This is a genomic window from Streptomyces longisporoflavus (assembly GCF_014649775.1).
Taxonomy (GTDB): Bacteria; Actinomycetota; Actinomycetes; order Streptomycetales; family Streptomycetaceae; genus Streptomyces; species Streptomyces longisporoflavus.
On sequence record NZ_BMTR01000058.1, the window covers coordinates 1 to 16,231 of the forward strand.

Consider the following 16,231-nt stretch of genomic DNA (forward strand, 5'->3'; position numbering starts at 1 on the left):
ACCCGGCGTCGGGTCCTTGTCCAGGTCCAGGACATGCCAATCCGCCGGACGATTCCCCGCCATACCGCAACCCCCGTCACGCGTCCGTCAACAGCCACTTCGTGCAAAGAGCAAAGTTACTGGGCGCGCAGGTGGGGAGGGGTGGCGGAGGGAGTTTCATTACCGGATGCGTACGTCATACCGGATGCGTACGGCGTACCCGATGCGTACGTCCAGGTCGGCGAGTCCTTCGGTGGTGCGGGCCGGCGCTCCAGTGCGGTGAAGTCGATGTCCGCGTCGGCGTCCGTATCGCCCGTGGGGAGGCGGCCCTTGGCGTCGGGCTTGTAGTAGAGCCCGTACGCCCAGAATTCGGGGAGCTCGTGGCCCATGATCTCGTGCTCCGGTGCCTCGGCGTCCGCCGGCGTGTACCGCTCGTTGATCCTGGCGACGGCCTCCGCCCGGGGCATGTCGAACAGCTCCACCATGACGTCCGCCATGTCGCGGTAGTACTCCAGCATGGTGTCGCTCAGAGGCGCGAGGAACTCGTGCGGCATGTCAACCTCCGGGTCAAGGGCGCGGCAAGTATGACCTTAGGGACGGTTCGTGCAGACACGTCTCGGTGAATCCGGCGAGCGCCGGTAGTGCGACCAGCGCACTACGGCGCGTCACAGCTGTCGTCACACCGCTTTCAGCATCGCCCGGGATCCGTATTCTCTGGATCATGGCTGCACCCCTCGCATATTCCCTTATCGCCACTGACCTGGACGGAACGCTGCTGCGCGGTGACGACACCGTCTCCGACCGGTCGTTGGCCGTGCTTGCGGCGGCCGCCGCCGCGGGGGCGCACCACCTGGTGGTGACCGGTCGGCCCGCACCGCGGGTGAAGCCCCTTCTCGACGATCTGGGGGGCGGCGGCCTCGCGGTATGCGGGCAGGGGGCGCAGTTGTACGACGCCGGAGCCGACCGCATCCTCTGGTCCGTGACGCTCGACCGCGAGCTCGCCGAGGCCGCGCTCGGCAAGATCGAGGCGGAGATCGGGCAGGTCTACGCGGCCGTGGACCAGGACGGAGTGGACGGGCTCACCCTCATCGAGCCGGGGTATCTGATGCCGCATCCCACCCTGCCCGCCGTGCGGGTGCAGCGGCGTGACGCGCTCTGGGCCGAGCCCATCAGCAAGGTGCTTCTGCGCCATCCCGACCTCACCGACGACGAGTTGGCCGCCGTCGCCCGCGATGCCGTCGGGCCGCTCGCCACCGTCACCATGTCCGGGCCCGGCACCGTCGAGCTCCAGCCGCGCGGCGTGACCAAGGCGACCGGGCTCGCCCTGGCCGCCGAGCGGCTCGGGATGGCGGCCGAGAACACCATCGCCTTCGGGGACATGCCCAATGACGTGCCGATGTTCGTGTGGGCGGCCCGCGGTGTCGCCATGGGCAACGCCCACCCCGACCTCAAGTCGGCTGCCGACGAGGTGACTTCGTCGAATGAGGATGATGGGGTGGCCGTCGTCCTTGAGCGGTTGTTCGGCGACGCCGGAGAAGTGCAGCTCTAGCCCGCCGTTCGCGGGATGCGCTTCTCCCATGTGCGGTGGAAGACGACTTCCTCGCCGTCCCTGCACACCACCTCGTTCGACGTGATGAAGTCCGCCGCGTCGCACGTGATCTCCGAGCGGGTCTGGATCGACACGTCCCATGCCAGCTCGGGGCGGTGCAGGCGGATCGTCCAGTCGGAGCGGGTGTGGGCGCTGAGGGGGTCGGACTCGTTGATCGTGTACGCCTCCAGCGCGTCCTCGGTGAATTCGAGGCCGTCGGGGTAGACCCGCGTACCGCCATAGCGCGGGTCCACCTCCAGGCGCCATTCGCCCTTCGCCACATCGCGTACGACCAGGCGCTCGGGGCGCAGCTCGTCGAGCGTCGCCGGGTACACCACCCCGAGCGGCTCCGACTGCTCGGGAGCCTCGAAGGTGATCGAGGGGTCCAGGTCGCCCGCCCGTACCGGGAGTTCAAGCGCGCTGCCCGCCGGGTCGAGGGTGAAGCCGGCCGAGTCCGCCTGCGGCCAGATCCACGGCCAGTACGCCGACGACACCGCGAGCCGGATGCGGTGGCCCGGCGGGAAGGTGTGGCCGATCGCGTTCAGCTCGAAGGTCACGTCCTCGGTGCCGCCCACCGGCCACGGGTCCACGCGGTCCCGGCCGTTGCGCGATGAGAGGTTCAGGACGCCCCGCGTGACCAGCGTCGACGAACCGTCCGGGGCCACATCGCACACGCGTGCGATCGCCTGGCCGGAGGGGGCGTCCATCGTCAGCCGCAGGGACACCTTGGGGCGGCCCAGGACGCGTACGGCCGAGGGCACCTCGAACTCGAAGCACGCCGACTTCGCGTCCTCGTCCCGCTGGTCCGGCGGCAGGTCGGCGTCGTTGCCGAAGGGGAAGTAGCGGCCCGCGTCCAGGCCCGTGTGCTGGGGGGAGTTGACCAGCATGGGCGTGCCCTGGAGGGCGTACGCGGTCGGGGTGACGTTCGGGGACGGCCAGGAGGGGTCGCCGACCCAGCCGCCCGGCAGCTCGGCGTACACCGTCGCAGGCGGGTGCGAGTCGCTGATCCAGGAGCGGAGCTTCGGTTCCGCCATGACGCCGGTGTCGATGCCCTTGAGGTGGTAGTCCCACCAGCGCAGGGTCTCCTGGAGGAAGCCGATCGCAGGGCCCGGCGGCAGACCGCGGTCCGGGTACTGGTGCGACCACGGGCCGATCAATCCCCGTACGTCACCCGGCAGATGCTCGACCAGGCGCAGAACCGTGTCCCGGTAGGGGTCGTGGAAGCCGCCCACCGCGAGTACGGCCGCGCCGATCGCCGAGTAGTCCTCGCAGACGCTGCCGTGCCGCCAGTAGGCGTCGCGGGTCTGGTGGTCGAGCCAGGTGTGGATGAAGGGGTCCACGGCTTCGAGGCGGCTGAGCCACATGTCCCGCCAGCGGTCGCCCACGAAGAGCGGGTCCGGCGGGCGGGAGACGAAGGCCAGCATCGTCGACGCCCACGCGTGCATGTCCACCGCCAGGACGGAACCACCCATGTAGTGCACGTCGTTGTCATAACGGTCGTCCGCGGAGCAGACCGTGACGATCGCCTTGAGCGGCTCGGGCGCGAGGGCCGCGATCTGGAGGGAGTTGAAGCCGCCCCAGGAGATGCCGAACATACCGACCTTGCCGGTGCACCAGGGCTGCGCGGCGAGCCAGTTGACGACCTCCACGCCGTCGGCAAGCTCGACCTGGGAGTACTCGTCGGTCGGCATGCCCTCCGAGTTGCCGTGTCCCCGCACGTCCACACGCACGGAGGCGTAGCCGTGGCCCGCGTACCAGGGGTGGCGCTGGAAGTCGCGCGGCGCCGTCCAGTCGCTCAGGCGGTAGGGGAGGTACTCCAGGAGCACGGGGACGGGTTCGTCCGTCACCGGGCGCCAGATGCGCGCGTACAGCTTGGTCCCGTCCGGGAGGGGTACCCGGACGTCCTCGCGCGTGGTCTCGTACGGGAAGGAGGAGCGAATCTGCATGGTCTGCTTGGTCTGCATGGGGGGAACCTCGGTGTCCTCAGTGGACGGGGTGCATGGTGCGGCGGAGCCACGGTGCGAGCAGGATGACGGCGGCGCCGGCGGCCACCGCGATGGCTCCGTTCACGCCGAAGTACGCCGGGTTGGAGACTTCTCCGTAGAGCTTCACGACCTGTGCCTGGATGCCGTTGGCGAGGGCGAGCGAGAGGAACCAGAGGGCCATGGTCTGGCTGGCGAAGGCCTGCGGGGCGAGCTTCGTCGTGGCCGACATGCCGGAGGTCTCCACGAGGATGTCGCCGAGGCCGAGCAGCAGGTAGGAGCCGACGATCCACCAGACCGCCATCTTGTACGTGCCGTCGCCGTGACCCGAGGTCGGCAGGACCATCAGGATGAACGAGAGACCGCCCAGGATCACGCCGAACGCGATCTTGTTGGAGGCGTGCGGCTGGCGGCGGCCCATCCGGGCCCAGACCGCGGCCACGACGGGGGCGAGCGCGACCTCGAACGCGCCGAGCGCGGAGGCGTACCAACTGGCGGGGAAGGTGAAGCCGAGGATCGACGTCTCGGCGTTCGTCGACGCCAGCAGGATCATTGTCGAGTAGGCCTGGAAGAGGATGAAGTTGAAGACGACCGAGGCGAGGAAGAGGACCACGTACGGTCGCAGGCGTCCGCGTTCCCCGGCGCTCACGCGCGGGCTGCGGAACATGACCGCGAAGTAGACGATCGGCGCGATCACCGAGACGACGGTGAGCAGGTCGACGAAGCGGTCCATCGTCAGCCAGCCGACGCCGGCGAGGACACCCGCGAGGGCGGCGAAGGCGACGATGCCCGCGACGATCAGGACGACCGCCCGGCGCATCGCGTCCCCGGGCAGCGCGAATTCGGCCGCCGCCTTGCGTCCTGCCAGGTGACGGCGGCCCAGGACGTACTGGACCAGGCCGAAGGTCATGCCGATGGCGGCCGCCGAGAAGCCCCAGTGCCAGCCCTTGTGGTCGCCGAGCCAGCCGGTGATGAGCGGGCCCGCGAAGGCGCCGATGTTGATGCCCATGTAGTACAGCGCGAAGCCCGCGTCGCGCCGCTCGTCGTCCGTGCGGTAGAGCTTGCCGACCATCGAGGCGACGTTCGGCTTCAGGAGGCCGGTGCCCGCGCTGATCAGGCCGAGGCCCACCCAGGTCATCGTCGCCGTCGGGATCGCCATCGAGTAGTGGCCGCAGGCGATGAGGATGCCGCCCCACAGGACCGCGCGGTACGAGCCGAGGATGCGGTCGGCGAGCCAGCCGCCCGCCACCGAGACCAGGTAGACGAGCGTTCCGTACGCCGCCGAAACCGAAGCGGCGGTTCCGGAATCCATGCCCATTCCGTCGTCTCCGACGGAGTCAGCGAAGTACAGGACGAGGATGGCCTGCATGCCGAGGAACGAGAAGCGCTCCCAGACCTCCAGGCCGGACAGGGTGAGCAGACCGCGGGGCTGCCCGAAGAACGCGTGGTCGTCGCCGGGCGGCGGCTCCGTCGGCTCCGTCGGCGGCTTTGCGGGCGGTTCGGCGTCGGCCTCGGTGCGGGACAAAGGTTGTGCTCCCGGTAACTCAGTTGTCTCTGGGACGGGCGGGACTTATTCCGTCGCCAGTGGGGCGATCGGGTCTTCTGGGTCGTATCAGCTGATCAAGAACATACCGGTGGTCATCGCACGCCGCCTGGGCGGCATTGCACAGGCGGGTGCCCACTGTGATCGAAAGGCGACCGGATACGCTGACTTGTGTGATGGCAGCGACACATCGACAAACCGTGTCATCGACCCCGCCATCGCGCAAAGATCGACCGAGTGATGATCGACCGAGTGATCCAGCGAGTGACCGACTTGTGATCGTCAGCAGACAGGAGAACCCCTCGTGACCGTCGTCGGGCCCTTCGGCCTCAGCGTGCGGGACCAGGCTCTCGAAGCCGATGTCCAGGCCGGATTGGCGGCCGTCGAGGAAGGTCTGCTCGACGCCACCAAAAGCGGGGTCCCCTTCATCACGGAGGCCGCGCAACATCTGGTGCGCGCGGGCGGCAAGCGGTTCAGGCCGCTCCTCGTGATGCTCGCCTCGCAGTTCGGCGATCCGTACGCACCGGGCGTCGTGCCGTCCGCCGTCGTCGTCGAGCTCACGCACCTCGCGACGCTCTATCACGACGACGTGATGGACGAGGCGGACGTGCGCCGCGGCGTCGAAAGCGCCAACCAGCGCTGGGGCAACTCCGTCGCCGTGCTCACCGGCGACTTCCTCTTCGCCCGCGCCTCGTACATCCTGGCCGACCTCGGTCCGGACGCCGTCCGCATCCAGGCGGAGGCGTTCGAACGCCTGGTCACCGGTCAGATCCTGGAGACGGCGGGGCCGACGGAGGGCCGCGACCCGATCGATCACTACCTCGACGTGCTCGGCGGCAAGACCGGCTCGCTCGTCGCCGTGGCGTGCCGGTTCGGCGCCATGATGTCGGGCGCCGACGAGACCGTCGTGGACGTCCTGACGCAGTACGGGGAGCGGCTCGGCGTCGCCTTCCAGCTCGCCGACGACGTCCTCGACATCGCGTCCGACTCGCACGAGTCCGGCAAGACGCCGGGCACGGACCTCCGTGAAGGCATCCCCACCCTTCCGGTCCTGCGCCTGCGTGAGCGGGTGGAGAAGCTCGGTCTGCCCGAGGACATCGCCCTGAGCGAGCTCCTCGACTCCGACCTGACGGACGACGCGCGGCACGCGGAGGCGCTGGCGCGGCTGCGGGCCCACCCGGCCCTGGAGCAGGCGCGCAAGGACACCGTGCGGTTCGCGGAGGAGGCGCGGGACACGCTCGCGCCGCTGCGGGACTGCGACGCGAAGACGTCGCTCGTCGAGCTCTGCGACCTGGTGGTGCACCGGGCGGGTTGAGCCGGGCGAGCCGGGCTGAGCGGTCCAATTCCCGCCGGTGTTCGACGGAGGGCTTTTGGGGGTGTGACCTACGTCACGCCTCCACTTCGTGATGGATTGAGTCCAGGATCAGATCTATTCCGTACCTATGCCCGGAAGCCGACGCAGGGGGTGTCGGCTCGAATACGGGGAGATTTCTGATCATGGGTACTTCTGGCAGCTCAGGTACTTTCGCGAACCGCCGCCGGGCTCTGCTCGCCACGGGTGTGGCCGTCGCAGCGGCGGGCGGGGTGGCGGTCTCGGCGCCGTCCGCGCTCGCGCACGACACGAGCCACGGCTCCACCGGCAGCTCTACCTCCAGCTCCACGACCAGTGGTTCCACCGGCAGCAGCTCCACCGGCGGCTCCGTCTTCGCGGCGAGCATGAACGGCGCGAACGAGGTGCCGGCGCCGGGCGGGCCCGCGGTCGGCGACAAGGACGGGCGGGCACTGGAGTTCGTCCAGGTCAAGGGGGACAAGGTGGCCGTCACCGTCAAGTGGCGCGGCACCGGCAAGCCGACCGGGCTCCACATCCACCAGGGCGTCAAGGGCACCAACGGCGGCATCAAGATCGAGTTCACGAAGCTGCTCGGCAAGAGCAAGGGCAACCGCGTCACCGGCACGGTCAAGGTCGCCGACGCGGCGCTGCTCGAACAGCTGAAGGCGAACCCGGGCAGCTTCTACGCGAACCTGCACACCGCCGAGTTCCCCGGCGGCGCGGTCCGCGGCCAGCTCCACAAGGTGACCAAGGACGTCGACTTCCGCCACGCGGCGGCCAACTTCCAGGCCTCGGTCATCAAGGGCGAGCAGATCTACGAGTGCAAGAAGGCCGACGACGGATCCGGTAAGTCCGCGTTCGCGCAGCGTGACGTGCGCGCGCGGCTCGGCGGCAACATCGCGCACGACTTCGTCGCCCCCAACTCGGGCACCCCGCGCTGGACCGCCCCCGACCGCAGCCAGGTCACCGGCAAGCTGATCTCCAGGACCCCGAACGGGGACACGAACATCCCCGAACTCGACCTGGAGGCAACCCAGACCGGCAAGCCGTACGGGCTGCTCGCGCGCACCGCGGAGATCCTGCGCCTGAACACCGTGGGCGGGGTCGCACCGGCGGGTGACTGCGAGCCCGGCGCCATCGCGAAGGTGCCGTACAAGGCGGACTACGTGTTCGTGCAGCGCTGAGGCGGTCCCTCGGTTCCTCAGTTCCGCAGTCCCTCAATCCCGCAGTCCCTCGGGGCTGATCAGGGTTGAAGCGGCGTCTCCCCTACGGGTCGGGGGAGGCGCCGCCCGTCTGTGTCATCCCAGAGCAGTACGTGGAGTTGCACCCGGGGTCTGACGCTTCTGGCTGGCCGATTTGGTCGTATGGACATCAGCAAGGTCCGGCAAGAACAACCACTCCTGACCTATTCGGGTGAGAATGGCGGCACAGGGTGGACGCACGCACGTACTGGGAAGGCCGCCGCCGACCACGGAGGTAGGGCACACAATGGCACCGTACGAACCGGAGCAGAACACCAGCGAGAGCGGTGGACCGCGCGCAGGCCGCAGAAAGGCGGCGCGTTACGTGGTCCCCGTCGCGGTGGCGGGGGTGGCGGCGGCGACCATCGGTCTCGTACCGGCGCTCGCCACGTCGGGCGACCCCGACCTGCCCGATGTCACCGCGCAGGAACTGATCGAGAAGATCGCCGCGTCGGACACACAGCAGCTCTCGGGCAACGTGAAGATCAGCACCGACCTCGGCCTCCCGTCCTTCGGCGGCGACCTGGCAGGCGGCTTCGCTCCGGGTGGCGGCGGCGGGAGCGACGAGGGCGGTGACGGCGAGGGCTCGGCCGCGGACCCGCAGGCCAAGCTGATGGAGCTGGCCTCCGGCACGCACACGCTGCGCGTCGCCGCCGACGGCCCCGACAAGCAGAAGCTGTCCGTCCTCGACGACGCCGCCGAGTACAGCCTGATCCACAACGGCGACGACGTATGGGCCTACGACAGCAAGTCCAACGAGGCGTACCACTCGAAGACCGAGGGCAAGGCGCGGGAGAAGGCGCAGGGCAAGGACTCCGGCGATAACTCCGGCAAGGAGAACCTCCCCGAGGGTGTTCCCGCCACGCCCAAGGAGCTGGCCGAGGAAGCCCTGAAGGCGGTCGACGACACGACGTCGGTGAAGGTGGACGGCACCGCGCAGGTCGCGGGCCGTGACGCGTACCGCCTGGTCATCAAGCCCAAGCAGGCCGGCTCCACGGTCGGCCAGATCACGGTCGCGGTGGACGCCAAGACCGGTACGCCGCTGAAGTTCACGCTCAGTCCGGCGGGCGGCGGCAGCGCTGTCGTCGACGCGGGCTTCACGAAGGTCGACTTCGGCAAGCCGGCCGCATCGACCTTCGACTTCACGCCGCCCAAGGGCGCGAAGGTGACCGAGGCCGATGACGCCAAGTCCGGGGAGCGGGAGCACGGCTTCAAGGACGGCGGCAAGGACTTCGGCGGCAAGGAGTTCAAGGGCGGGCAGGATCGGGACGGCCTCGACGGCCTGAATGGTCTGAACGTCATGGGCAAGGGCTGGAACTCCATCGCCGAGCTCGAACTGCCGGGTGGCCAGGGCATTCCGACGGCCGGCTCCGGCGATGTACCGCCGGACGCGCAGCGGCTGCTCGACTCGCTCGGCGACCAGGTGTCGGGCGAGTTCGGTTCGGGCACGGTCTTCAAGACGCGCCTGGTCAACGCCCTCATCACCGAGGACGGCAAGGTCTATGCGGGCGCGGTGACGAAGGACGCCCTGGTGAAGGCGGCGAACTCGGCGACCGCGGCGAAGTAGCGTGCGGCGCCTGGACGATTGAGCGGCGGGTCCGTGGTGCCGGGCAGGCACCGCGGGCCCGTCGGCACGACTTCGAGCGGGGGAGGGCAGGGTGCCGCATACCAGCACCGGCGGCAGAGTGACGGAGAGTGTCATCGAGACCTCCGCCCTCACCAAGCGCTACGGCAAACAGCTGGCCGTGGACCAGCTCAGCCTCACCGTCCCCGCGGGCAGCGTCTTCGGGTTCCTGGGTCCCAACGGCTCGGGCAAGACGACCACCATCCGGATGCTGATGGGCCTGATCGAGCCGACTTCGGGCCGGGCCAGCGTCCTGGGCCGCCCCGTGCCGCGCGAGATCCGCACCGTGCTCCCCCACGTGGGCGCGCTCATCGAGGGCCCGGCGCTCTACGGCTTTCTGTCCGGCCGCGACAACCTCCTGCGGTACGACGCCGCCGACCCGACCGCCGATCCCCGCACCCGCCGCGCCCGTGCCGAATCAGCCCTGGACCGGGTGGGTCTCACGGCCGCCGCGGGCAAGAAGGCGAAGGCGTACTCACTCGGCATGAAGCAGCGCCTCGGTCTCGCGGCGGCGCTGCTCCAGCCGCGCAGGCTCCTCGTGCTCGACGAGCCGACCAACGGCCTCGATCCGCAGGGCATGCGCGAGATCCGGGCGCTGGTGCGGGAGTTGGCGTCGGAGGGCACGACCGTCTTCCTCTCCTCGCACCTCCTGGACGAGATCGAACAGGTCTGCACGCATGCCGCGGTGATGGCGCAGGGCCGCCTCATCACCCAGGGGCCGGTCGCCGAACTGGCCGCCGGGGCGCGGGGGCGGCTGACCGTGACGACTCCGGACACGGGCGAAGCGGCCCGCGTCCTGAAGGAACTCGGCGTGACGGATCTCGTCGTGACGGAGGACCGCGTGACGGGTGAACCGCCGGGTGCGGAGGAGGGGGCCCAGGCGCCCGGGGACCTCGCGGAGCTGAACGCCGCTCTGGTCGGCGCGGGCGTCAGGGTGCGGGGCTTCGGCGTCGAACGGGCCTCGCTGGAGGACGCGTTCGTGGCGCTGACGGGGGAGGGCTTCGATGTCGCGGGCTGAGGTCGACGACGTACGCGTGGCGAGCGGCCCACGGGAAGTGCGGCGGATCTGGACCTTCGGGCTCTTCCGCAGCGAGCTGGGCATCACCTTCCGGCGCTGGCGCACGCTCGCCCTGCTCGGTGTGCTCGCCGCCGTACCGATCCTGGTGGGCGTCGCCGTCAAGATCGAGACCAGCGACGGTTCGACGCTCGGCGGGGGCGGTGAAGGGGGCGGCCCCGCGTTCATCGCGCAGATCACCAACAACGGCCTGTTCCTCGTCTTCACCGCGCTCGCCGCGACGCTCCCCTTCTTCCTGCCCATGGCGGTCGGGGTCGTCGCGGGCGACTCCATCGCGGGCGAGTCCAGCGCCGGGACGCTGCGTTATCTGCTCGTGGCCCCGGCGGGCCGGACGCGCCTGTTGCTCGTCAAATACGCGACGACGATGACGTTCTGCCTGGTCGCGACCCTCGTCGTGGCCCTCTCCGCGCTCACCGTCGGAGCACTGCTCTTCCCGCTCGGCGAGGTCACCACGATCTCCGGCACCCGGATCGGCTTCGGCGAAGGGCTGCTGCGCGCCCTGCTCATCGCCCTCGTGGTCGCCGCGTCACTGATCGGCGTGGCGGCGCTCGGTCTCTTCGTGTCGACGCTGACCAGCAGTGGCATCGCGGCGATGGCGACGACCGTGGGCCTGCTCATCACGATCCAGATTCTTGACCAGATCCCTCAACTGCACGCCATTCACCCGTACTTCTTCTCGCACTACTGGCTGTCCTTCGCCGACCTGATGCGCGAGCCCGTCTACTGGGACGAGCTGCTCAAGAACCTCGGCCTCCAGGGCCTGTACGCGGCGCTGTTCGGCTCGGCGGCGTGGGCGAGGTTCGGGGCGAAGGACATCACTGCCTGAGCATCAGCCTTTGTCGTACGGGTAGCGGGCGAGCGGCGGTTCTTGCGCGAAGAACGTCTTGGCGCGGGCGAGGGCCTCGGTGTCGTCGAGCACGTTGCCGGGCCGTGATCCGTTGCCGAGCAGGACGCCGCCGAAGCGCAGGGGGAAGAAGGCGGCGACGTGGTTCAGCGTGCTGATCAGCGGGTCCGCGACCTCCTCCTCGCGGTGGGCGAGCGCCGTCACGCCCCACAGGGCGCGGTCCTTCATCGTGTTCTTGAAGTCGATCTCCGGGACCTCGAGCCAGGCGTCCCAGTAGTCGAGGTAGCGCTTGGTGGTGGCCGACAGCGAGTACCAGTACAGGGGCGACACGATGACGATGTCCGTGGCGTCGAGGGTGGCGTCCAGGAGCAGGGCCTCGTTGTCGCCTGCCGGACGGGGCCGGGCGCGGGGGCGGCTGCCGTCGTGGCGCAGGTCCTCGAAGTCGGGCAGCGGGTGATCGGCGAGGTGCAGCCAGCGCTGCTCTACGTCCGGGGGGAGCTGCTCGGCGGCCTTACGGGCCAGCGTCTCCGAGTTGCCGTCGTGGCGGGCGCTGCCGAGCAGGAAGAGGAACGTGCGGGTCATGGTGGGCCCCCTGGTTGTGGCGTGGTGGTGCACGGCCGTGCAGGGCTTTGCGGTGGCGTGCGCTGACTGCCGCGTGGTGCCGTGCGGTGCCGTGCAGCGCGATGCATGCAGCGCCGTGCAATTACCTGCGCATGCACTATATGCATGCGCAGGTAATTGCGTCCAGGGGGTTATTCAGGGGGCAGCCCCGGATGGCGGCCTAGGCGGAGAGCCCCCACACCGCGTGTGCCACGGCATCGCTGTTGTTGTCGAGGGCGGTCCCGTCGACGTTCGACTCCGTGTCGCACGCGGAGTGGTAGCACTTGTCGAACGGCTCACCGGCCGTGCCGCCCCATTTCTGGGCCTGCTCGGCGGTCTTCTCGTAGTCGGCGCCGCTGAAGAGACCGCCGACCGGGATGCCCGCGTTCTTGAACGGGGCGTGGTCCGAACGGCCGTCGCCCTCCTCGTCGGGCTCGGTGGTGAGGTCGAGGCCGCCGTAGAAGTCCTTGAAGGTCTTCTCGATCGTGGGGTCGTCGTCGTAGACGAAGTAACCGGGGTTCGGGGAGCCGATCATGTCGAAGTTCAGATAGTCCTTGATCTTCGAGCGCTCGCCGGCGGGCAGTTCGTCGACGTAGTGCGAGGAGCCGACCAGCCCCAGTTCCTCGGCGCCCCACCAGGCGAACCGCAGGTGCTTGGTGGGCTTGTACTGCTCGCGCGCCACGGTGAGGGCGGTCTCCAGGATCGCGGCGGAACCGGAGCCGTTGTCGTTGATGCCGGGGCCCGATTCGACGCTGTCGAGGTGCGAGCCCGCCATCACGACCTGGTCGGCGTCGCCGCCGGGCCAGTCGGCGATGAGGTTGTAACCGGTCTTGCCGTTGGAGGTGAACTCCTGCAGGGAGGTGGTGAATCCGGCCTCGTCCAGCTTGCCCTTCACGTAGTCGACGGAGGCCTTGTAGCCAGGGCTGCCGTGGGCGCGGTTGCCGCCGTTGGACGCGGCGATGGACTGGAACTCCGAGAGGTGGGCCTGGACGTTGGCCACGGAGATGTCGGGGGCGGCCGCCGTGGGGGAGGGGGCCGCCGAGGATATCGCGCTGGTGGTGAGGAGTCCGGCGACGGCTATGACGGCGGCTGCCGTGGTGCGTCCGGGAACGGAGAGCTTCATGTGGGGGCTCCGTCTTCTGTTTGCTTGTGCTGTGGGGGGTACGCCGACTCCGCGAATGCCAATTGGTGCTATGGCGTGCGGGGTTGGCGTGCCTGATGGTGCGGGTGGGATTGACCGCACGTCAAGAGCGCATATCGGTCGCGGGGTTCCGCGCCGCAACCACCCAGCGTCTCCGCCCTCAGACCGCGGACCCCTCCCGCCCGGCAGCGGGAGTCATCGGCTCTGTTTCCCGCCCGGCGGCGGGGCCGGCCGCAACCTCCGCCGACGCCCCGCGCGCAGCGGCAAGCCGACCCGCGTTGACTCGCGCCGAGCGCACCGCGTCCCAGGTCAGCATGGTCAACGCCAGCCAGACGAGCCCGAACCCGGCCCACCGCTCGGGCGGCATCGCCTCATGGAAGTACAGGATGCCGAGCAGGAACTGGAAGACCGGCGCGAGGTACTGCAGCATCCCCAGCGTCGCCAGCGGCACCCGAATCGCCGCGGCGCCGAAGCAGACCAGGGGGATGGCGGTGACGAGGCCGGTCGCCGCGAGGAGCGACGCCTGCCCGAAGCCCTCCGCGCCGAACGTGGCATCGCCCTGCACGCTGAGCCACACGATGAACCCGACCGCGGGCAAAAACTGGATCGCGGTCTCCGCGGCGAGCGACTCCAGGCCGCTGAGCCCGACCTTCTTCTTGGCCAGGCCGTACGTGGCGAAGGAGAAGGCGAGGCAGAGCGAGATCCACGGCGGCTGCCCGTACCCGAAGGCCAGGACGAGGACCGCCGCGAGGCCGACGGCGACGGCCGTCCACTGCACGGGGCGCAGCCGTTCGCCGAGGAGCAGGACGCCCATCGCGATGGTGACCAGGGGGTTGATGAAGTAGCCGAGGGAGGCTTCCACGACGTGGCCGGAGTTCACGGCCCAGATGTAGACGCCCCAGTTGATCGTGATGACCGCCGCGGCGACCGTCACGAGCCCCAGCTTGCGCGGCTGGCGGAGCAGCTCGCCCGCCCAGGCCCAGCGCCGCACGACGAGCAGCGCGATGCCGACCACGACGAGGGACCAGGCCATCCGGTGCGCGAGGATCTCGCCCGCCCCGGCCGGTTTGAGCAGCGGCCAGAAGAGGGGGACGAGGCCCCACATCCCGTAGGCGGCGATGCCGTTCAGCAGGCCTATGCGCTGCTCGCTCTTCGACTGCTCGGTTGCGGCAGCGTCCACGGCCCCTCCTTGGTGCAAGGCAGCCCCACGCTGCCTCCAAGAAGGTAGCGGTCCGGCCGCCCCCGTGTCATGCCCGTCTCACGAAAACGGTCATGACCCCCGTCTCGCCCGCCCCGGCCCCGCCTCAGGTGCTCCTCGGCCCCGCCTCAGGTGTTCCTCAGGCCCGCCTCCGGCCCGCCCCAGGCCCGCCTCAGCCCTTGAGCGCGGCAGAGATCGCGTCCGCGACAGGCGTCGTCGGCCGGCCGATGAGCCGTGCGAGGTCACCGCTCGTACCGGCGAGCAGCCCCCGCTCGATCGCCGAGTCCACGTCGACGAGGATCGCGGCGAGCTGCTCGGGGAGGCCGGCGCCGGTCAGGATCGCGAGGTTCTGCTCGGCGGGGACGTTCGCGTACGAGATGTCCTTGCCGGTCTGCCGGGAGACCTCGGCGGCGTACTCGGCGAAGCTCCACGCGTCGTCGCCGCTCAGCTCGTAGGTCTTGCCCTCGTGGCCCTCACCGGTCAGTACGGCCACGGCGGCGGCCGCGTAGTCGGCGCGCGAGGCCGAGGCGACCCGGCCCTCGCCCGCGGAGGCGACGACGGCGCCGTGCTCCAGGACGGGGGCGAGGTTGGCCGTGTAGTTCTCGTGGTACCAGCCGTTGCGCAGGAACGTGTACGGAAGCCCGGAGTCGAGGATGAGCCGCTCGGTCTCCTTGTGCTCGGCCGCGAGGTCGAAGTCGGCGTCGGGCCCGCCGAGCACACCGGTGTACGCGAGGAGCGCGACGCCCGCCGCACGGGCCGCGTCGATCACCGCCGCGTGCTGCGGCACGCGCTGCCCGACCTCGCTGCCGGAGATCAGCAGGACCCTGTCACCCGCGGCGAAGGCGCCGGCCAGGGTCTCGGGCGCGCTGTAGTCCGCGATCCGCAGTTCGACGCCGCGCGCGGCGAGATCGGCGGCCTTCTCCTTGTCGCGGACGACGGCGGCGATCTGCCCGGCGGGCACCTGCGCGTCGAGCAGCCCGTCGATGACGAGACGGCCGAGGTGTCCGGTGGCTCCGGTGACGACGATGCTCATGTCTGGAATCTCCCTTTGGTGTGGTTCTGACAGTGAGCCTACGTCGGGCGCTAACTATTGGAAAGTACCCACTTTGAAGTAAGGTACTGGCGTGGCAGTAAGTAACTGGAACCTCGGGGACGAGGGAATGTGCCCCCAGCGCCTCGTCCTGGAGCACGTCACGAGCCGCTGGGGAGTGCTCGTCCTGATCGCCCTGGACGAGCGCTCGTACCGCTTCAGCGAACTGCGCCGGGCCCTCGGCCGGGTCAGCGAGAAGATGCTGACGCAGACCCTGCAAACCCTGGAGCGCGACGGCCTCGTACACCGCGACGCCAAGCCGGTGATCCCGCCGCGCGTCGACTACTCACTGACCGACCTCGGGCGCGAGATCGGCGAGCAGGTCCGAACGCTCGCCGAGTGGACCGAGCGGCGCCTCCCGGACGTACAGGAAGCGCGCAAGGCGTACGACGAATCCCGCAAGGCGCACGGCGAGTCCCGCAAGGCATACGACGAAACCCGGTCCTGAAGACCCTGAGGGGTCAGAACCGGGCTTCGGAGGAGTGGCCGACGCGCTAGCCGGCGACGGTCCAGGTGTCGTTGCCGGCGAGGAGTGCGGCGAGGTCGCCCTTGCCGTTCTGCTCGATGGCGGTGTCGAGCTGGTCGGACATGAGGGTGTCGTAGACCGGCCGCTCGACGTTGCGGAAGACCCCGATGGGTGTGTGGTGCAGGGTGTCGGGGTCGGCGAGGCGGGAGAGCGCGAAGGCGGTCGTCGGGGACGCGGAGTGCGCGTCGTGGACCAGGATCTGGGACTCGGTCTCCGGGGTGACCGGGACGACTTTGAGATCCCCTGTCGCCGGGTCGCGTACGACGCCCTTGGAGCCGTCGGGGCCGAAGCGGATCGGCTGCCCGTGTTCCAGGCGGATCACCGCTTCCTCGGCCTGCTGCTTGTCCTTCAGTACTTCGAAGGCGCCGTCGTTGAAGATGTTGCAGTTCTGGTAGATCTCCACCAGGGCGGTGCCGGGGTGTTCGGCGGCCTCGCGCAGGACGCTGGTGAGGTGTTTGCGGTCGGAGTCC

Annotated in this window: 14 protein-coding genes and 1 pseudogene; 7 read left to right on the top strand and 8 right to left on the bottom strand. The window is 69.7% G+C overall.

Annotation, left to right across the window (positions count from 1 at the left end; genetic code table 11):
* Positions 1–116: 116 nt before the first annotated feature.
* Positions 117–533 carry a hypothetical protein gene (locus IE226_RS42205; protein ID WP_190086843.1) on the bottom strand — a complete coding sequence of 139 codons (417 nt, stop codon included), beginning with the start codon at positions 531–533 and terminating at the stop codon, positions 117–119.
* 167 nt (positions 534–700) lie between these two features.
* Here IE226_RS42205 and IE226_RS42210 point away from each other — a divergent pair, with 167 nt between their 5' ends.
* Entirely contained in the window at positions 701–1,528 is an 828-nt protein-coding gene (locus IE226_RS42210; protein ID WP_190086844.1) for an HAD family hydrolase, read from the top strand.
* On the opposite strand, the gene IE226_RS42215 is transcribed toward IE226_RS42210, so the two are convergent.
* Together IE226_RS42215 and IE226_RS42220 are read right to left on the bottom strand one after the other, a co-directional pair.
* The gene (locus IE226_RS42215; protein WP_190086855.1) at positions 1,525–3,513 is read right to left on the bottom strand and encodes a CocE/NonD family hydrolase; all 1,989 of its coding nucleotides are present in this window, start codon (positions 3,511–3,513) and stop codon (positions 1,525–1,527) included. The two genes, IE226_RS42210 and IE226_RS42215, sit on opposite strands and share 4 nt — an antisense overlap.
* Positions 3,514–3,550: 37 nt before the next feature.
* Positions 3,551–5,074 (bottom strand): peptide MFS transporter, encoded by a 1,524-nt coding sequence (locus IE226_RS42220; protein ID WP_190086845.1) that lies wholly within the window; start codon positions 5,072–5,074, stop codon positions 3,551–3,553.
* A 322-nt stretch (positions 5,075–5,396) separates the two neighbouring features.
* Between IE226_RS42220 and IE226_RS42225 the strand changes: the two genes are divergently transcribed.
* From IE226_RS42225 to IE226_RS42245, 5 genes are all read left to right on the top strand, one after another.
* Positions 5,397–6,407, top strand: a complete 1,011-nt coding sequence (locus tag IE226_RS42225) for a polyprenyl synthetase family protein (protein WP_190086846.1) — start codon at positions 5,397–5,399, stop codon at positions 6,405–6,407.
* A 182-nt stretch (positions 6,408–6,589) separates the two neighbouring features.
* The gene (locus tag IE226_RS42230) at positions 6,590–7,606 is read left to right on the top strand and encodes a CHRD domain-containing protein (protein WP_190086847.1); all 1,017 of its coding nucleotides are present in this window, start codon (positions 6,590–6,592) and stop codon (positions 7,604–7,606) included.
* 304 nt (positions 7,607–7,910) lie between these two features.
* Positions 7,911–9,230 carry a LolA family protein gene (locus IE226_RS42235; protein ID WP_190086848.1) on the top strand — a complete coding sequence of 440 codons (1,320 nt, stop codon included), beginning with the start codon at positions 7,911–7,913 and terminating at the stop codon, positions 9,228–9,230.
* Between the two features lie 91 nt (positions 9,231–9,321).
* Positions 9,322–10,305 (top strand): ABC transporter ATP-binding protein, encoded by a 984-nt coding sequence (locus tag IE226_RS42240; protein WP_190086849.1) that lies wholly within the window; start codon positions 9,322–9,324, stop codon positions 10,303–10,305.
* Positions 10,292–11,188 carry an ABC transporter permease gene (locus IE226_RS42245; protein ID WP_190086850.1) on the top strand — a complete coding sequence of 299 codons (897 nt, stop codon included), beginning with the start codon at positions 10,292–10,294 and terminating at the stop codon, positions 11,186–11,188. The genes IE226_RS42240 and IE226_RS42245 overlap by 14 nt, the downstream gene beginning before the upstream one ends.
* A gap of 3 nt (positions 11,189–11,191) precedes the next feature.
* Here IE226_RS42245 and IE226_RS42250 read toward each other — a convergent pair whose 3' ends face one another.
* From IE226_RS42250 to IE226_RS42265, 4 genes are all read right to left on the bottom strand, one after another.
* Positions 11,192–11,788: a flavodoxin family protein gene (locus IE226_RS42250; RefSeq protein ID WP_190086851.1), complete on the bottom strand. Its 597-nt coding sequence runs from the start codon at positions 11,786–11,788 to the stop codon at positions 11,192–11,194.
* A 199-nt stretch (positions 11,789–11,987) separates the two neighbouring features.
* Entirely contained in the window at positions 11,988–12,929 is a 942-nt protein-coding gene (locus tag IE226_RS42255; protein WP_190086852.1) for a M28 family metallopeptidase, read from the bottom strand.
* A 178-nt stretch (positions 12,930–13,107) separates the two neighbouring features.
* The gene (gene rarD / locus IE226_RS42260) at positions 13,108–14,127 is read right to left on the bottom strand and encodes an EamA family transporter RarD (RefSeq protein ID WP_229871945.1); all 1,020 of its coding nucleotides are present in this window, start codon (positions 14,125–14,127) and stop codon (positions 13,108–13,110) included.
* A 190-nt stretch (positions 14,128–14,317) separates the two neighbouring features.
* On the bottom strand, positions 14,318–15,178 hold the full coding sequence (locus IE226_RS42265) for an SDR family oxidoreductase (protein WP_190086854.1): 861 nt from the start codon (positions 15,176–15,178) through the stop codon (positions 14,318–14,320).
* A gap of 127 nt (positions 15,179–15,305) precedes the next feature.
* Between IE226_RS42265 and IE226_RS42270 the strand changes: the two genes are divergently transcribed.
* Positions 15,306–15,683, top strand: a complete 378-nt coding sequence (locus tag IE226_RS42270) for a winged helix-turn-helix transcriptional regulator (RefSeq protein ID WP_190086856.1) — start codon at positions 15,306–15,308, stop codon at positions 15,681–15,683.
* A 46-nt stretch (positions 15,684–15,729) separates the two neighbouring features.
* Here IE226_RS42270 and IE226_RS42275 read toward each other — a convergent pair.
* A pseudogene (locus IE226_RS42275) lies at positions 15,730–16,231 on the bottom strand (2-oxoacid:ferredoxin oxidoreductase subunit beta); the annotation flags it as partial.